15 protein-coding genes and 1 pseudogene are annotated in these 14,450 nt (G+C 72.2%); 3 read left to right on the plus strand and 13 right to left on the minus strand.

Translation table 11 applies throughout. From position 1 onward, the window contains the following. Both ABD151_RS14315 and ABD151_RS14320 read right to left on the minus strand, forming a co-directional pair. A pseudogene (locus ABD151_RS14315) lies at nt 1-711 on the minus strand (M17 family peptidase N-terminal domain-containing protein); the annotation flags it as partial. A gap of 5 nt (nt 712-716) precedes the next feature. Next, complete coding sequence (locus ABD151_RS14320) at nt 717-884, minus strand: DUF3117 domain-containing protein (protein WP_082748240.1); 168 nt, start codon at nt 882-884, stop codon at nt 717-719. Nucleotides 885-1,074: 190 nt separating this feature from the next. On the opposite strand from ABD151_RS14320, the gene ABD151_RS14325 reads away from it, so the two are divergent. Then, nucleotides 1,075-2,016 carry a GGDEF domain-containing protein gene (locus ABD151_RS14325; protein ID WP_343995805.1) on the plus strand — a complete coding sequence of 314 codons (942 nt, stop codon included), beginning with the start codon at nt 1,075-1,077 and terminating at the stop codon, nt 2,014-2,016. On the opposite strand, the gene ABD151_RS14330 is transcribed toward ABD151_RS14325, so the two are convergent. From ABD151_RS14330 to ABD151_RS14380, 11 genes are all read right to left on the minus strand, one after another. After that, on the minus strand, nt 2,005-2,814 hold the full coding sequence (locus tag ABD151_RS14330; protein WP_343995442.1) for a M14 family zinc carboxypeptidase: 810 nt from the start codon (nt 2,812-2,814) through the stop codon (nt 2,005-2,007). The genes ABD151_RS14325 and ABD151_RS14330 overlap by 12 nt on opposite strands. Nucleotide 2,815: 1 nt before the next feature. Beyond that, complete coding sequence (locus ABD151_RS14335; RefSeq protein WP_343995443.1) at nt 2,816-3,241, minus strand: hypothetical protein; 426 nt, start codon at nt 3,239-3,241, stop codon at nt 2,816-2,818. A 14-nt stretch (nt 3,242-3,255) separates the two neighbouring features. Further along, nucleotides 3,256-3,618, minus strand: a complete 363-nt coding sequence (locus tag ABD151_RS14340) for a DivIVA domain-containing protein (protein ID WP_343995444.1) — start codon at nt 3,616-3,618, stop codon at nt 3,256-3,258. A 7-nt stretch (nt 3,619-3,625) separates the two neighbouring features. Then, nucleotides 3,626-4,351, minus strand: a complete 726-nt coding sequence (locus ABD151_RS14345) for an LOG family protein (protein ID WP_343995806.1) — start codon at nt 4,349-4,351, stop codon at nt 3,626-3,628. 35 nt (nt 4,352-4,386) lie between these two features. After that, complete coding sequence (gene dapE / locus ABD151_RS14350) at nt 4,387-5,499, minus strand: succinyl-diaminopimelate desuccinylase (protein ID WP_343995445.1); 1,113 nt, start codon at nt 5,497-5,499, stop codon at nt 4,387-4,389. A 48-nt stretch (nt 5,500-5,547) separates the two neighbouring features. Beyond that, a complete protein-coding gene (locus tag ABD151_RS14355) occupies nt 5,548-6,600 on the minus strand; it encodes an LLM class flavin-dependent oxidoreductase (RefSeq protein WP_343995446.1) in 1,053 nt (350 codons plus the stop codon). A 12-nt stretch (nt 6,601-6,612) separates the two neighbouring features. Beyond that, nucleotides 6,613-8,250, minus strand: coding sequence for an FAD-dependent oxidoreductase (locus ABD151_RS14360; RefSeq protein WP_343995447.1), 1,638 nt, complete (start codon nt 8,248-8,250; stop codon nt 6,613-6,615). A gap of 57 nt (nt 8,251-8,307) precedes the next feature. After that, entirely contained in the window at nt 8,308-9,690 is a 1,383-nt protein-coding gene (locus tag ABD151_RS14365; RefSeq protein WP_343995448.1) for an amidohydrolase family protein, read from the minus strand. After that, on the minus strand, nt 9,687-10,958 hold the full coding sequence (locus ABD151_RS14370; RefSeq protein ID WP_343995449.1) for a CoA transferase: 1,272 nt from the start codon (nt 10,956-10,958) through the stop codon (nt 9,687-9,689). The genes ABD151_RS14365 and ABD151_RS14370 overlap by 4 nt, the downstream gene beginning before the upstream one ends. Beyond that, nucleotides 10,945-11,985, minus strand: coding sequence for an enoyl-CoA hydratase/isomerase family protein (locus ABD151_RS14375; protein WP_343995450.1), 1,041 nt, complete (start codon nt 11,983-11,985; stop codon nt 10,945-10,947). The genes ABD151_RS14370 and ABD151_RS14375 overlap by 14 nt, the downstream gene beginning before the upstream one ends. A 78-nt stretch (nt 11,986-12,063) precedes the next feature. After that, nucleotides 12,064-12,834, minus strand: a complete 771-nt coding sequence (locus ABD151_RS14380) for an SDR family NAD(P)-dependent oxidoreductase (protein WP_343995451.1) — start codon at nt 12,832-12,834, stop codon at nt 12,064-12,066. Between the two features lie 72 nt (nt 12,835-12,906). Between ABD151_RS14380 and ABD151_RS14385 the strand changes: the two genes are divergently transcribed. Next, nucleotides 12,907-13,278, plus strand: a complete 372-nt coding sequence (locus tag ABD151_RS14385) for a nuclear transport factor 2 family protein (RefSeq protein WP_343995452.1) — start codon at nt 12,907-12,909, stop codon at nt 13,276-13,278. Continuing rightward, nucleotides 13,275-14,450: MFS transporter (locus ABD151_RS14390; protein WP_343995453.1), on the plus strand; the 1,176-nt coding region annotated here is incomplete at its 3' end. The genes ABD151_RS14385 and ABD151_RS14390, both read left to right, overlap by 4 nt.

The following is a 14,450-nucleotide window of genomic DNA, read 5'->3' on the forward strand; positions in this document are numbered from 1 at the left end:
GACGGCGAGCAGGCCACCGAAGCCGTCCCGGGCGAGATCGGCCTCGTCCCACACGGAGACCTCGAGGCCGGCCGCGGTGCCGGCACTGGTGGCCTCCTCGGCCAGCCACTGCGGGTTCTTCAGGTTCGAGGGCGTGGTGCACCAGAAGCGCGCCCGCCAGCTGGCGGTGGCCAGCGCCTCGGCGCGGGTCAGCAGCTGCGCGCGCGGCGCGGAGTCGGCGAGGAGCACCTCGGCGACCGGGGTGGCCTGAGGCCCGCCGGAGCGCCAGTGGAACTCGAAGGAGCCGAGCGCCAGGCCGCTGACGAAGGCGGTGAAGGCGTCGTCGTCGGCACCGTCGGTGATCGTGGTGGCCAGCGTCGCAACGTTCTTGGTCGCGCGGGCCAGTGCGGCCCCCGCGCGGCGGTGGTCGACGGCGCCGCCGGCACCGAGGCCGACGAGCAGGACGACGGGTGCGTGCGGGAGGCCGGTGACGTGGCGGACCACCTCACCGGTCGTGCCGGTGACCTCGAGCAGGGCCAGCGCGCCGACCAGGTCGAGGCCCACCTGCTCGGAGAAGGTGCTCGCCGACGCCGTGAGCCGAGGCCCGTCGTCGGCGAACACCCCGAGCGCCACCACGTCCGTGGCGGCGCTGCCGTCGAGCGTCCGGCTCAGCGTGAACGCCGGCGGCGTCACCTGAGCAGGAAGCTGTGGTGCTGCGGAGGAGGCAGACACCGACGTCAGCCGACGACGCCCTTGAGGGCATCGCCGAGCGCCGTGGCTTCCTCGGCGTTCAGCTCGACAACGAGTCGGCCACCACCTTCGAGCGGGACGCGCATCACGATTCCGCGACCTTCCTTGGTGACCTCCAGCGGACCATCACCCGTCCGCGGCTTCATTGCCGCCATCCGCACACCTCTTCCGTTCGGTTCCCCGGACCGCGCCTTGTGACACAGCCCGCACCGTCCATTATCCCAGATGAACCCGCTGCGCGGTGCAACCCCTGGAAGCTGCCGCGCGCCGCAGCCCCGGAACTGGTTCGTCCGGCCCTGCGCCGGGCATGATGTGCCTTGTTGACAAGGAGGATCGTTGAACCAGGTGATCACCCCGGCCACGGACGGCGCCGCCCTCTTCGCCCAGTCCGCCCATGACGTCGTCGCGTACCTGACCCGCACCACCCGACTGCCGAGCTGGTCGGTGTCACGGTTGGCCGACACCCAACAGGTGCACCTGCACACCGACGGCACCGATCTCCTCCAGCCCGGCATGCAGGTGGCCTGGCAGGAGACGTTCTGCCGCAAGATGGTGGGCGGCGCGGCCAACGTGGTCCCGGACTCCACCCTGGACCCGGCCTACCGCGACCTGCCGGCGGTGCCGGCCATCCGTGCGTACGCCGGAACGCCGCTGGCGGCACCGGACGGCGAGCTGTTCGGCGTGCTGTGCGGGGTCAGCGAGAAGCCGCTGGACGATGCCCGCGACGTCGACGCCAGCCTGCTCGCCCTGCTCGGCGAGCTGCTGGCCGCGCAGCTGGTCACCTCGCGCCGCCTCGACCTCGCGGTCAGCGATGCCCGGATCGCCCAGGGCACCGCGGAGACGGACGCGTTGACCGGACTGCTCAACCGGCGCGGGTGGGACCTCGCCCTCGCCGAGGCCCAGGCCCGGGTGGACGCCTACGGCGACCTGATCGGCGTCGCGGTGCTCGACCTCGACGGTCTCAAGCAGATCAACGACGAGCAGGGGCACGTGGCCGGCGACGAGCTGTTGCAGCGGGCCGCCAAGGTGCTGGCCGGCTCGGTGCGACGCAGCGATCGGGTGGCGCGCTACGGCGGTGACGAGTTCACCCTGCTGCTCAGTGGCGCCACCGATGCCCAGCGCGAGGCGCGGGTGGCCCAGATCGTCGAGGCGCTGGCCGGCGAGGGCATCGCCGCCTCGGCCGGCTCGGCGGCGGCCCGGCCGAGCGAGCTCACCCTGGTCCAGGCGTTCCACGACGCCGATGCGGCGATGTACCGCAACAAGCGGGAGCGTCGCTCAGCGCGCTGAGCGACGTGCGCCGAAGACCCGGAGCAGGCCCCGGGCGGCCGGGCCCCGCAGCATGGCCGTGGACGGCTTCGCGGAGTACTCCACCGTCACCGCCGCGCCCGCGAAGTAGTGGTTGTACCAGCCGGTCATCGTGCCGTGGCAGACCCCGCCGCAGACGAATCGCTTGCGGGGCAACCGCAGCTCGCGCGCCAGCCGACGCGCGAAGCGCGGGTTCTTGGTGTCGGTGTCGACGCCGTGCAGAGGCTGGTGGAAGCTGACCAGGCGGCTCGGGCGCACCTGGCGCAGGAACTTCATCAGCGCCCGGGTCTCCGGCTCGGAGGCGGGCTTGGGCCCCGAGTAGTAGCTGCCGCCCAGCCGCTTCCAGTCGTAGGGATAGTTGCGGTTCAGGTCGACCCCGCGTGCGTTCTTGCGGGTACGGCGGTGCAGGCCGTCGGGGTTGAGCACCGGGATCAGCCACATGTCCACGCCGCGGATCGGGCGGCCATCACGCAGCGCGTAGAGGATCTTGCGGGTGTGCGGCTCGTTGCCGTGCATGGTGGAGAGCACCACCACCGTGCGCTTGGCGTCCGGGTCCCCGACCCGCCAGGCGATGATCTTGCGTCCGCGTCGCGAGTGACCGATCACCTTGCGCTCGACCACGGCAGGTCGGGCCCGGTCGGCCGGGTGCGGCGTCGGCGCGGCGGCGTCGGCGCGGGACGCGAGGTCGGCCGCAGTCGCCCCAGCGACCGGCCAGGCGGGTGCCAGGCTCACCGCCAGCGCAGCGACGATGGTGGCCGTCAGAGCGCTGGCAGTTCGCATGTCACACCTCGGAGATCAGGTAGGCGTAGGTGAAGAGGACGACCCCGGCCAGCATGCCGAGGTGGGCCAGCAGGGAGAGACCGGGCCCGGAGCTCCAGGAGTCGCTGACCGCGCTCGCCGCGCGCTTGCCGCGGGTCGGCATCCAGCGCACCAGGATCATCAGGCCGGCGACCACGGTGATCCAGAACAGCGCCAGCGAGAGGATCCCGATCTGGGAGTCGCCGGTGCCGTCACCACGGCCGGTGAACAGGAAGACCGTCCACGTCGCGACCGCCGCGAGGCCGGCGACGGTGTGCACGTTGAGCACTCCGCGCGAGGTCTGCAGGCGGCCGGCTGAGGGCTTGCGCCCAGCGAGCCGGACCCGCGTGAGCACGACGACCACCAGCGCGAGCGGGGTGAGGCCGTAGACGATCCAGGGCAATTGCACGGGTCGAGTCTGCCCTACGACGACGGCGCTTCGTCAACGAAGCCACGCATCGAGCCGGGAGGGGTGGGGTTCGCGCCAGGGACGGCCGGCTCGGCGCGCTGCTCGGTGGCCTGCTCGGCCTGCTCCAGCTGGGTCGCCAACCGGGCCAGCAGCGCATCCACCTCGTCCATCCGGTACCCACGGATCGCCGTCGAGAAGCGCGCCTGGCGCAGGTGCTCACCGCGGAGCGCGGTGCCCGGGCCGAGCGGGCCGGCCTCCCCCACCGTGAACGGAGCACGGTCCGGGCCGGCCTCGCGCATCGGCTCGCCGCGCCCGGAGGCGACGACGGCGATGGCACCCAATGCCAGAACTGCCAGTGCTGCGAAGAGCCACATCATCGCGCGATCACTCCGGCCGGTGCGGGGTCACGCCGGGAGCCCGGCCCTCACGTGCCGCCACCATGATGTCGACGGCGTGGTCGAGGTCGTCGGTGACCGTGATCAGGTCCAGGTCCTCGGGCGACATCTTGCCCTCGGCCAGCACGGTGTCGCGCAGCCACTGCACCAGCCCGCCCCAGTAGGCGGTGCCGATCAGGACCACCGGGAACGACGTCACCTTGCGGGTCTGCACCAGGGTCAGCGCCTCGAACAGCTCATCGAGGGTGCCCAGGCCGCCGGGCAGCACCACGAAGCCCTGCGAGTACTTGACGAACATCGTCTTGCGGGCGAAGAAGTAGCGGAAGTTGATGCCCATGTCGACCCACTGGTTGAGCCCTGCCTCGAAGGGCAGCTCGATGCCGAGCCCGACGCTCACTCCCCCGGACTCGCTGGCGCCCTTGTTGGCCGCCTCCATGGCGCCGGGACCGCCGCCGGTGATCACCGCGAAGCCGGCCGCGCTGAGCTTGGCGCCCAAAGCCTCGGCGTCGGCGTAGGAGGGGTTGTCGAGGGGTGTGCGGGCCGAGCCGAAGACGGCGATCGCCGGCCCGAGCTCGGCGAGCGCGCCGAAGCCCTCGATGAACTCCGACTGGATCCGCATCACCCGCCAGGGATCGGTGTGCACCCAGTCGGTCGGGCCGCGCGAGTCGAGCAGACGTTGGTCGGTGGTGGAGTCCTGGACCTGGTTGCGGCGCATCAGCACCGGTCCGCGACGGCGGTTGCGAGGTTCCTTCACGACTGCTCCTGTCCTTCGCTCGATCGACCGGCCGGCAGCTGCTCGCTGAGCCAACTGCGCAGCACCTGCTCGCAGCGCAGGATCTGCTCGACCGGCACGTGCTCGTCCTGCTTGTGCGCCAGGATCGGGTCGCCGGGGCCGAAGTTCACCGCCGGGATGTCGAGTGCCGAGAAGCGGGCGACGTCGGTCCAGCCGAACTTCGGGTTGACCGGGCCGTCCACGCGCTCCACGAAGGCCGCAGCGGCGGGGACGGCAAGGCCCGGCAGGGCGCCCGGAGCTGTGTCGGTGACCCGGACGTCGTAGCCGGCGAAGAAGTCCCGCAGGAAGGCCTCCGCGTCGGCCTCGGAGCGGTCCGGGGCGAAGCGGTAGTTGACGGTGACCACGCACTCGTCGGGGATCACGTTGCCGGCCACCCCACCGGAGATGAAGACGGCGTTCAGGCCCTCACGGTAGGTGAGGCCGTCGATCTCCACGGTGCGCGGCAGGTGCGCGTTGAGCCGGGCCAGGATCTCGCCGGCGTCATGGATGGCGTTGCGGCCCATCCAGCTGCGTGCGCTGTGCGCTCGCTCGCCGCGGGTCCGGACCTCCACCCGCATGGTGCCCTGACAGCCGGCCTCGACGCCGGCGTTGGACGGCTCCATCAGGATCGCGAAGTCCGCGGCCAGCAGGTGCGGGTCACTCTGGGTGAGCAGGTTCAGGCCGTTGAAGCGGGCCTCGATCTCCTCGGCCTCGTAGAACAGATAGGTGACGTCGCGGTTCGGCGCGGCCAGCTCGACGGCCAGCTTGAGCGCGACGGCGACGCCGCCCTTCATGTCGCAGCTGCCCAGACCCCAGAGCAGGCCGTCCTCCAGGCGGGCCGGCAGGTTGTCGTTGAGCGGCACCGTGTCGAGGTGGCCGGCGATCACCACGCGCTCGGAGTGCCCGAGGTCGGTCCGCGCCACCACCGTGTGCCCGCGCCGGATCACCTCCAGGTGCTCGGCGCCACGCAGCACCGCCTCGACGGCGTCCGCGATCTGCTGCTCGTTGCGACTGACCGACTCGATGTCCACGAGTTGGCGGGTCAGCTCCACGACGTCGGTGGTGATATCGATCTCGACTGCCTCGCTCATGCACCCATCCAACCAGTCACCCGGGCAGGATCAGGCGCAAGGGCTCGCTCACGGTCCGTGCGGGCCGTCGGCGATCCTGGTCAGCAGATCGAGGATCGGCTCGAACGAGTCGAGGAGCTCGGCACTGGAGGTGCCGACCGCGCGCTCGCCCTCCTGGTAGCGCATCCCCGAGGAGTTGACCAGGATCAGGTCGCTCAGCACCCCGCGATAGCGATCGATGCCGGCCACGCACTCCTGCGGGGTGCCGCAGATGGTCAGCGCGTCGAGCACCTCCTCGCTGACCGCCCTATGCGCAGCGTCGATGTCGTCGGCGGCGACCGCTGCGGTGATCGCATCGGCCACGGCGGTGTAGCCCTGCTGGCGCAGCAACGAGTCGTAGTGCGGGTGCGGCTTGCCGGCGTACAGGTTGACGACGGCGCTGCGGGCCGCCGCCCGGGCCCGCTCGCGGTCGTCGTCCACCGCGACGAAGGCCGACGCCATCACCCGGAACCCGGGCGCCACGTCGTGCAGCACCTCGACGCGCAGCTTCTCCAGGTGGGCAGTGCCGAGCAGGCTGCCCATCGCGATCCCGTCGGCGACCTCGGCGGCGAGCCGCGACATCTTGGGCGAGGTCGCTGCCAGCACCACCGGAAGGTCGTCGCGTGCAGGCGTCACCTGCGCGTGCCAGCCCGTGGTGGAGTGCATCGGCCCCGCGAAGTCGACCCGGTCGCCGGTACCGGCCCGGGTGACCCGGTGCAGAACCTCGACGTAGTCGCGCATCTTGGCCAGCGGTCGCACCACGGGGATCCCCTGGTACTGCTCGTTGGTGATCTTGTTGCCGCTGCCCACTCCGAGCACCAGCCGACCGCCGGAGAGCTCGTCGAGGTCGACGGCGGCGATGCCGGTGAAGAGCGGACTGTGGGCGTGGGCGTTCAGCACGTACGGACCGATCTCGATCCGCTCGGTGGCGGCGGCGATCGCGGTGATGGTGACGAACGCGGAGCGCCACGCCTCGGGCAGGTAGACACCGGCAGCGCCCGCCCGCTCGGCGCGCACGGCCAGCTCGACCATGTCCTGGACCTTCATCCCGCCGCCGCCGGCGAACATCAGTGAAACCCTCATCGTGTCGTCCTCCTAGGACTGCAGGACGGCCAGCTGGCCGGCCAGGTCGGTGGTCTTGATCCGGGGCCGGGAGGCTGCCCGTCCCGCGGCACGCTCATGGCGATCGATCGCCCGCCAGGCGTCGAGGTCCATCGCACCGGGGACCAGCTCACCCACGTCGCCGGCGACGGTCGGGGTCGGCAGCGCGCCGTCCGCCCAGTCGGCGAGCAGAGCGTCGACCGTCTCCCGGGCACAACGCCGGTTGGTGCCGATCACTCCGGAGGCACCGCGCTTGGCCCATCCGGTCACGTAGACACCGCCGAGCGGAGCTCCGGACGCCGGGTCGACGACCCGTCCCTGCTGGTGCGGGATCACCGCGCGGGCATCGTCGAACGGGAGCCCGGCCAGTGGACGGGCTCGGTAGCCGACAGCGCTGACGACGAGGTCGGCGGGCATCTCCTCGACGTCCGCAGTCGGGATCGCACTGCCGGTCGACGGATCGATCTCGTTGCGAACCAGGCGCACCGCCTCCACCCGCCCGTCGCCGAGCAGGGCCTGCGGCGAGCGGCAGTAGTCGAGGACGACGACCGGTCCCGCGCCGTCCGGCGCCCGGGTGGGCAGCGCCTTGATCGCCGCGACCTTGAAGGCGGTGATGGGATCGAGGCGCTCCGACTCAGGCCCCAGCTCCTCGGAGCGGATCAGGCGATCGCCCAACAGCTCCCGCAGCCCGAGCAGCTCCGGTGTGGTGAAGGCGGACGCCGCCGCTCCACGACGCGCGATGACGCGGACCTCGTCGAGGGATCCGGCGCCCAGCGCGGTGAGCGCATGGTCGGCGATGTCGGTGCGCCCCAGATGCTCCGACCCGGCCGCGAGCACCCGGGCGACGTCGAGAGCCACGTTGCCGTTGCCGACCACGACCGCGCGCCGGCCACTGAGGTCCACCTCCAGGTCACGCTGGTCGGGGTGGCCGTTGTACCAGGCGACGAAGTCCGGAGCCCCGAGGCTGCCCGGCAGCCCCTCGCCGTCGATGCCGAGCGGGCGCGGTTGCGCAGCACCCACTCCGTAGATCACCGCGTGATAGCGCTCCGCCAGCTGCTGGTGGCTCACCTGCTTGCCCACCTCCACGCCGAGCAGCACCCGCACGTTGCGCTGGCCCAGGGACCGGTCGAAGGAGTCCGCGACCGCCTTGGTGGACTGGTGATCGGGGGCCACCCCGAAGCGGACCAGCCCGCCCGGGGTGAGCAGCCTCTCGATGACGTCGATCCTCACGTCCAGACCGCGCTGCTCCTGCAGATACTGCACGGCGTAGGTCGCAGCCGGTCCGGTGCCGACGACCGCGACCCGCAGCTCCTCCCCCGTCTCCCACCTGCGCGGCGAGCGCTCCTGCCACGGCTCACTGTCGTAGTCGCGCCGCCCGGGGGCGTCGTAGTAGGCCGCGTTCAGCTCGAGGAAAGGCAGCGACCCGTCCGGCAGGTCGTAGTCGGGCTCGATCGCGCCGACCGGACAGGCGTCGAGGCAGGCACCGCATTCGATGCACCCCTCCGGGTCGATGTAGAGCATCTCCGCCGTGCCGTAGCCGGGCTCGTCAGGCGTCGGGTGGATGCAGTTCGCCGGGCAGACCGGAACACAGGACGCGTCATTGCAGCAGTGCTGGGTGATCACGTAGGGCATGGCGCTCGCGGTTCCTTCTCGTCGCTCGACAACGTCCGAGCGAATTTATCATGAGAATTACGCGAACGGTTGTCCGTTACGGAAAGTCGTCCGCACCCAGCCGCGGTCCGGGGTCGCCAACGCGGCCGCGAGGGGCCCGGCGAGCAGCAGCAGGTCGGCCCGCTCCCCAGGTGCGACCCGTCGCACCTCGCCGCCCGGATCGGCCGGCGGCGCAAGGTAGCCCGACAACGCCACCTCTGGCCCGACCCGCTCGCTCTCCCCCAACACCAGGCCGGCCTCGGTCCGGCGGTCCCGCGCCGCCGCGATCACCTGCCAGGGGTCGAGGACGCCGAACGGAGCATCACTCGAGCACACGGTCGGCACCCCGGCAGCGAGCAGACGGGCCACCGGATAGAGCATCGGCAGGTCGCTGGGCTCGACCTCGGCCCGGTAGCGCTCGCCGCGGGTGCTGAGGAAGCCGGGCTGCGTCACCACCCGCAGCCCCAGCCGGGCCAGCTCGGGCTCCAGGCCGAAGGGCACCACCGAGGCATGCTCGATCCGGTCCCCGGCCAGCACCCCTGCCTCCTCGAGCGCAGCCAGGGTGAGCACCAGCGACTCCGCCGTCACGCAGTGCACGGCAACCGGGCGACCGGCGCCGTGGTGCGACCGGATGCGGGCGCTCAGCCACGGCACTGAGGGCAGGTCGTGGTCGGCGAGCAGCAGCTTGGCCGGCCCCACCCGCAGGGGTGCCACCTCCTCTGGCCGGGCCCCCTGCGCCAGAACCGTCACTTCGAGGGCCATCTCGCCGGTCGCCACCGCTCCGCGCAGCAGCTCCAGCGCCTGCGGGTCAAGGTCGGGCGTGGCATCCGTGACACCGGTGAGCCCCAGCGATCGCAGCTCCCGCCCGAGCGCGGCCAGGTCCGGCACCCGACGCGGCAGGACCGCGCTGAGCCGGGAGTCGTAGCGCCACAGCCGCCCGTTGGGGCGCCCCTCCGCATCCAGCTCGACATCGGAGTCCGCGCCGAGCACCGCCTCGACCTGCTGCAAGGCGCTGCTGTTGAGCACCCACAGCGCGCCACTGCGGTGCTGCACCCGGACCGGGCGCTCCCCCACCAAGGCGTCGAGCACCCGGCGGTCGAGGCGCCCGATCCGCTCCTCGTCGTATCCGACCGCCCTGATCCAGCCATCCGGATGGCGGTCCGCGCGGAGCAGGTCCCCAAGAGCGGCGAGATCCGCAGCCGGGGCGCAGTCCACCGATGACCGCATCGCTGCGAGCGCCAGCAGATGCATGTGGTGGTCATGCAGGCCGGGCAGCAACGCGCCTCCGGCACCGTCGACGACGTGCTCGGCCTCAACCGGGACCCGCCCACCGGCCGGGTGCAGGGCGACGACCCGCCCGCGGGCCACCTCGACGTCCGCACGCTGGCCAGCCACCTCGACGTTCTGGAGCCAGAGCCTCATCCGAGCACCTCCCGGGTGTCGGCGCCGAGCCCGCCGGCGGAGCGGAACGCCCGCCGCGCCCTGGGCGACGCGACCGGGAGCCTGCCTCCGGGCGTGCGCAAGGACCAGCCGGCGCCGTCGGCGACCACCTCGTGCTCCGGCGGCACCGGGCACCGGTCCCGCGCCGCGCGAGCCGTCGCCCACATCGAGACAGCCATCATCGTGGCCCTCTCCTCGAGCAATGCCTCCGCCGCCAGCGCCGCAGCCGCCACTCCGGTCAACGGATCGGCGATGGCATCACCGATCGGGGCAGGCGTCTGGTCCCGGTCACGGACGAAGAGCCCCGCATCCACCGCGACGTCGTCCCCGAAGCCGACGGCATCGCTGTCGCGACCGCGCGCCGTGATCGACAGCCAACGGGTTCCAGCCGCCACCACCTCGTCGGCGTCGACGCCCAGCGCGCGCAGCGCTCGGGGCCGCGAGGCCTCGATCACCAGGTCGGCGCGCGCGATCAGCTCGGCCAACCGGCCGCGGTCACGCGCCGAGGCGAAGTCGAGGGCCACCATCTGCTTTCCCTCGTTGACCAAGTCGAAAAAGGCGCCCTCGCCACGCCGCGCCCCATCCGGACGTGCCGCCGACTCGACCTTGACCACCCGCGCACCCGTCCGCCTCAGCAGATCACTGCACAGCGGCCCGGCCCAGAGCGCGGAGAGGTCCACCACCAGCGGTCGCTCACGCACCGGCGCAGCGCCGCCGGCCGGCACCGCCTCCGCCGGTGGCGGTGGCGGTGGCGGTGGCGTGACCTCCTCGACTGCGGGGATCTCAGAAGCCGGCAGCCCCAGCAGGCGGGCACGCTCGACCGCCTCCCGGGCCGGCAGGTCGCGCGCCCAGTCAGCGATCGCCTCCCAGATCTCCGCCCCCTCGCGGCCCGCAGCCAGGTCGCTCTCGACGAGTGCAGGGATCAACTCGCGATCACTCGGCCGGGCCAGCGAGAGTCCGAGGTGACCGTCCGTCGTTGCCACGGCCCGGAACGCGCCACCCACGGAGAGCGGTGCGCGCCGGCCCAGTCCCAACAGCGCGGCCCGCTCGGCGAGCAGCCCCACGCCGGGCAGTCCGGGCACCCGACCGGTGCGCTGCCTGCCCGCCTCGGCGATCCGCCGAAGGCCCTCCACGATCTGGCCGGCAGGATCCCCCGGCCCGACCTGCGGCGGACCGGCGGCAGGGCCGGTCAGCGCGACGAGTCCGGCATCAGCCCACCCGCGCAGCACCTGCTGGTCAGCCGACGACATCCACCAGCCCCCAGGAACGAGCGGTCTCGGCATCGATCCGAGCTCCTGTCAGCACCATCCACGCGGTCCGCGAGGCCCCGATCCGGCGAGGGATGCTGACCGTGCCACCCGCGCCGGGCACCAGACCCATCGCGAGCTCCGGCAGGCAGAACCAGGCGTCGGGACTGGCCACGATCCGGCCGGCGAAGGCCGGCAGCTCGATTCCGGCGCCGACGCACGCCCCGTGCACCACGGCCTCGGTGCGGTCGGCCACGCGATGCAACGCACCGGCTGCGCTGCGTCCCAGACGGGCGCGGTAGGCCGCCAACGGATCGGCCGCGCTGCCGAACTCGGAAAGGTCACCGCCGGCGCTGAAGCTGGGGCCCTCGCCGACCAACCGGACCAGGGTCACCGTGGGGTCGAGGTGCGCGAGCTGCAACGCATCGACGAGCCCGTCACGCATCCGGCGGCCGAAGGCGTTGCGGCGCAGCGGATCGTCCAGCGTGATCTGCAGGGTGCCGCCGTCGCGCTCAAGACGGACGACGTCCTCGCGGAGCCCTCCGCGGCGCGTCGGCGCGGCCGCCAACCAGCGGCCGAACTCCGGCCCGGCCAGCAGTGCCGAATAGGCGGCAGCCTCCGCGGCAAGGGCGTCCGGGACCGGGAGCGCGCGGGTCGCGCGGAGCAGCCCATGCAGGACCAGTGCAGCGTCGGGGTGGGCGCACACCGCCCTCAGCAGCTCCTCGACCGAGCCCATGGCCACCCACGACCTGCCGGGCCCGCCGGGGGCCAGCGTCGTCGTCAACCGCTCGAGCACCGGAGCCGCCTCCCGCGGGAGCGGCTCGGCGGCAACGCCGATGAGGACCGGGGTGAGCTCGTCGAGGATCGCGCAGGTCTCACTGACGAACGACGGCGACCAGATCACCTCGTCGAGCTCGAGCACCAGCACGGCGGGAGCCGCGGAGCCATCGCCGGCCAGGTCGAGCAGCTGGCCGGCGAGCCGGCGCTGCGCGAGTTGTTCCGGACGCAGTGTCTCGACACGGGTGCTCACGACAGCATCCCTACCAGAACAGGGCCCTGGCGGCAGCATGGGCCGAAGTCGACCCCACCACTCTCCGACCCGACCTGCTCATCTGGCGATGTACCCCGCATCGGCGGCGAGCAGTGCTCCCGTGACGTAGGAGGCACGCGGGGAGGCGAGCCAGACCGCCGCCTCGGCCACCTCGCGCGGCTGCGCCAGGCGGCCGAACAGACTCAGCTCGAACTCCCCCTCCTCCGGGGACCGGCCCTGTGCCTCGCGCGCCGCGCGGATCATCGGCGTGTCCATGCCACCAGGAAGGACGGCGTTGACCCGTACCCCGAGGCCGGCCATCTCGACCGCACCGGTCTTGGTCAGCCCCACCACCCCGTGCTTGACCGCGACATAGGCGGGATTGCCCATCCGTGGCCGGACGGAGCTGACGGAGCCGATGTTCACGATCCCCCACTCTCCCGCACCCTGGGCCCGGAACTGCCGCGCCTGGTGCTTCATGCAGAGCGCTACCCCGCGCAGGTTCACCGCGACGATCCGGTCGAAGGCCTCCACGTCGAGGTCCACGATGGGCAGCCGGTCGGGCATCAGGGCGGCATTGTTGACCGCCGCATCCAACCGCCCGAACTCGGCGACGGCTCGGGCGACCATCGCCTCCACCTGCGCCTCGTCGGAGACGTCGGCGGCACACGGCACCGCCACCAGGCCGCGCCGCGACAGCTCCGCCGCCGCGGCGGTCGCGGCGGCGAGGTCCACGTCGGCGAGCAGGACGGCAGCGCCCTCCTCGGCCGCCAGCTCGGCGATCGCGCGGCCCAGGCCGTTCCCGGCCCCGGTGACCAGGACCGCCTTCTTCGTCAGCAGAGAGCTCATCCCCCGATCATTCATCATGACGAAACCAAAGACAACGGCGAACGACTCTATTTCTCATGATAATTTAGTCGCATGCCTGAGACCTACTCCGATGTCGCCGCGCTGGAGGCCCTCCGCTGGGATGGCCTGCTGGCTGCCGACACCGACGCCCTCGCCACCCTCTTCCATGACGACCTCGCCTACACGCACTCCAACGGCCTGGTCGACTCGAAGGGCGTCTTCCTGCAACGGCTCGCCAGCGGGGGCCTGCGGTACCTCGACATCAGCCCCAGCGACCAGCGGATCACCCTGCACGACAACACCGCCGTCGTCACCGGCCTGGTGGTGCTGACCACCCGGGCGGGCGACAGCCAGGCCGTCACCCCGATCCGCTACACCGCCGTCTGGACCCGCGGCGAGAGGTGGCAGCACGTCGCCTGGCACTCCTCCCCCGCCAGCGCATGACCCGAGCGGGAACCGGCCGCTCACTCCTCCTGTCGCGACGGTTCCTAGGCGCGGCGTTCGTCAACTTCTTCGCCACGTCGAACTTCTTCCTGCTGGTCCCGATCACCGTCCTGCTGGTCCACCATCGCTATGACGCGCCGCTGAGCGTCGGCGGCCTCGTCGCCGGCGCACTGCTGGCGGGTGGCGTGGTCGCCCGGCCCTTGGCCGGGCCAGCCCTGCACGCCCTGCCCGCGCGCGCCCTGCTCGTACTCACCATGAGCACCATGACGCTGGCCACCGCGGCCTGTCTGCTGCCGGTCGGGCTGACCGTCTTCACCCTGTTGCGCTTCGTGAGCGGGCTCGCCTTCGGGATCACCAGCACCGCCACCCTGGCCGTCGCCGTCGCCGGACTTCCCAGCGAGCGCAGGGGTTCCGGCACCGGCTGGTTCGGCCTGAGCAACAGCCTGGCCGGCGCGATCGGACCGGCGATCGGGCTCTTCGTCGCCAATCGGTGGGGCTACGACACCGTGATCGCCGCCGTGGTCGGCCTGGGCATGCTCGGCTGCGTCGCCGCAGCTCTGCTCCCACGCCAGCCACGCCCGGCACCCGGCCCGGCGAGCCGCAGCTCGGGCCTGCGCCGCTTCCTGGAGCCGGCCGCCCTGCCGCTGTGCGTCTTCATCGCGTGCGCAGGCATCGTCTACTCCAGCATCTACGGCTACCTCGACGCGTGGAGCGTCTCCCAGGGCCTCACCGCGTGGGCGCCCTGGTTCTTCGTCTGCTATTCGACGATGGTCGTGCTGAGCCGACCGATCACTGGCCGGTTGATGGACTCGACGCCGCCGGCCGTGGTCATGCTGCCCGCCTTGGCCACGGTGGCACTCGGGCTCGTCCTGCTGGCCCTGATGGACTCGGCAGGGCTCATGGTCGCGGCTGGCCTGGTCTGTGGCGCCGGCATGGGCACCGTGCTGTGCAGCGCCACCGTGCTGGCGGTGCGGATCGCTCCGCCCGGTCGCATCGCGGTGACGGCCTCGACCTTCTACCTGGCCCTGGACGGCGGCGTCGCCCTCGGCCCGCCACTTCTCGGGCTGGCGCTTCCCTACTGGGGCTACCCAGGACTCTTCACCGCGATGGCGATCCTCGTCGCCCTCGTAGCCGCGCTCTTCCTCGCCCTCGACCGCCGCAGCCTCTTCGCT

Origin of the sequence: Nocardioides dubius, assembly GCF_039528155.1 — a bacterium.
GTDB classification, from domain to species: Bacteria; Actinomycetota; Actinomycetes; order Propionibacteriales; family Nocardioidaceae; genus Nocardioides; species Nocardioides dubius.

Excerpts from the sequence above, each read along its gene's own strand:
- ABD151_RS14370 (WP_343995449.1), bottom strand. The coding sequence starts at position 10,958 with ATGTCGTCGGCTGACCAGCAGGTGCTGCGCGGGTGGGCTGATGCCGGA.
- ABD151_RS14330 (WP_343995442.1), bottom strand. The coding sequence starts at position 2,814 with ATGCGAACTGCCAGCGCTCTGACGGCCACCATCGTCGCTGCGCTGGCG.
- ABD151_RS14360 (WP_343995447.1), bottom strand. The coding sequence starts at position 8,250 with ATGCCCTACGTGATCACCCAGCACTGCTGCAATGACGCGTCCTGTGTT.
- ABD151_RS14340 (WP_343995444.1), bottom strand. The coding sequence starts at position 3,618 with ATGATGTGGCTCTTCGCAGCACTGGCAGTTCTGGCATTGGGTGCCATC.
- ABD151_RS14385 (WP_343995452.1), top strand. The coding sequence starts at position 12,907 with ATGCCTGAGACCTACTCCGATGTCGCCGCGCTGGAGGCCCTCCGCTGG.
- ABD151_RS14380 (WP_343995451.1), bottom strand. The coding sequence starts at position 12,834 with ATGAGCTCTCTGCTGACGAAGAAGGCGGTCCTGGTCACCGGGGCCGGG.
- ABD151_RS14320 (WP_082748240.1), bottom strand. The coding sequence starts at position 884 with ATGGCGGCAATGAAGCCGCGGACGGGTGATGGTCCGCTGGAGGTCACC.
- ABD151_RS14365 (WP_343995448.1), bottom strand. The coding sequence starts at position 9,690 with ATGAGGCTCTGGCTCCAGAACGTCGAGGTGGCTGGCCAGCGTGCGGAC.
- ABD151_RS14345 (WP_343995806.1), bottom strand. The coding sequence starts at position 4,351 with ATGCGCCGCAACCAGGTCCAGGACTCCACCACCGACCAACGTCTGCTC.
- dapE (WP_343995445.1), bottom strand. The coding sequence starts at position 5,499 with ATGAGCGAGGCAGTCGAGATCGATATCACCACCGACGTCGTGGAGCTG.
- ABD151_RS14355 (WP_343995446.1), bottom strand. The coding sequence starts at position 6,600 with ATGAGGGTTTCACTGATGTTCGCCGGCGGCGGCGGGATGAAGGTCCAG.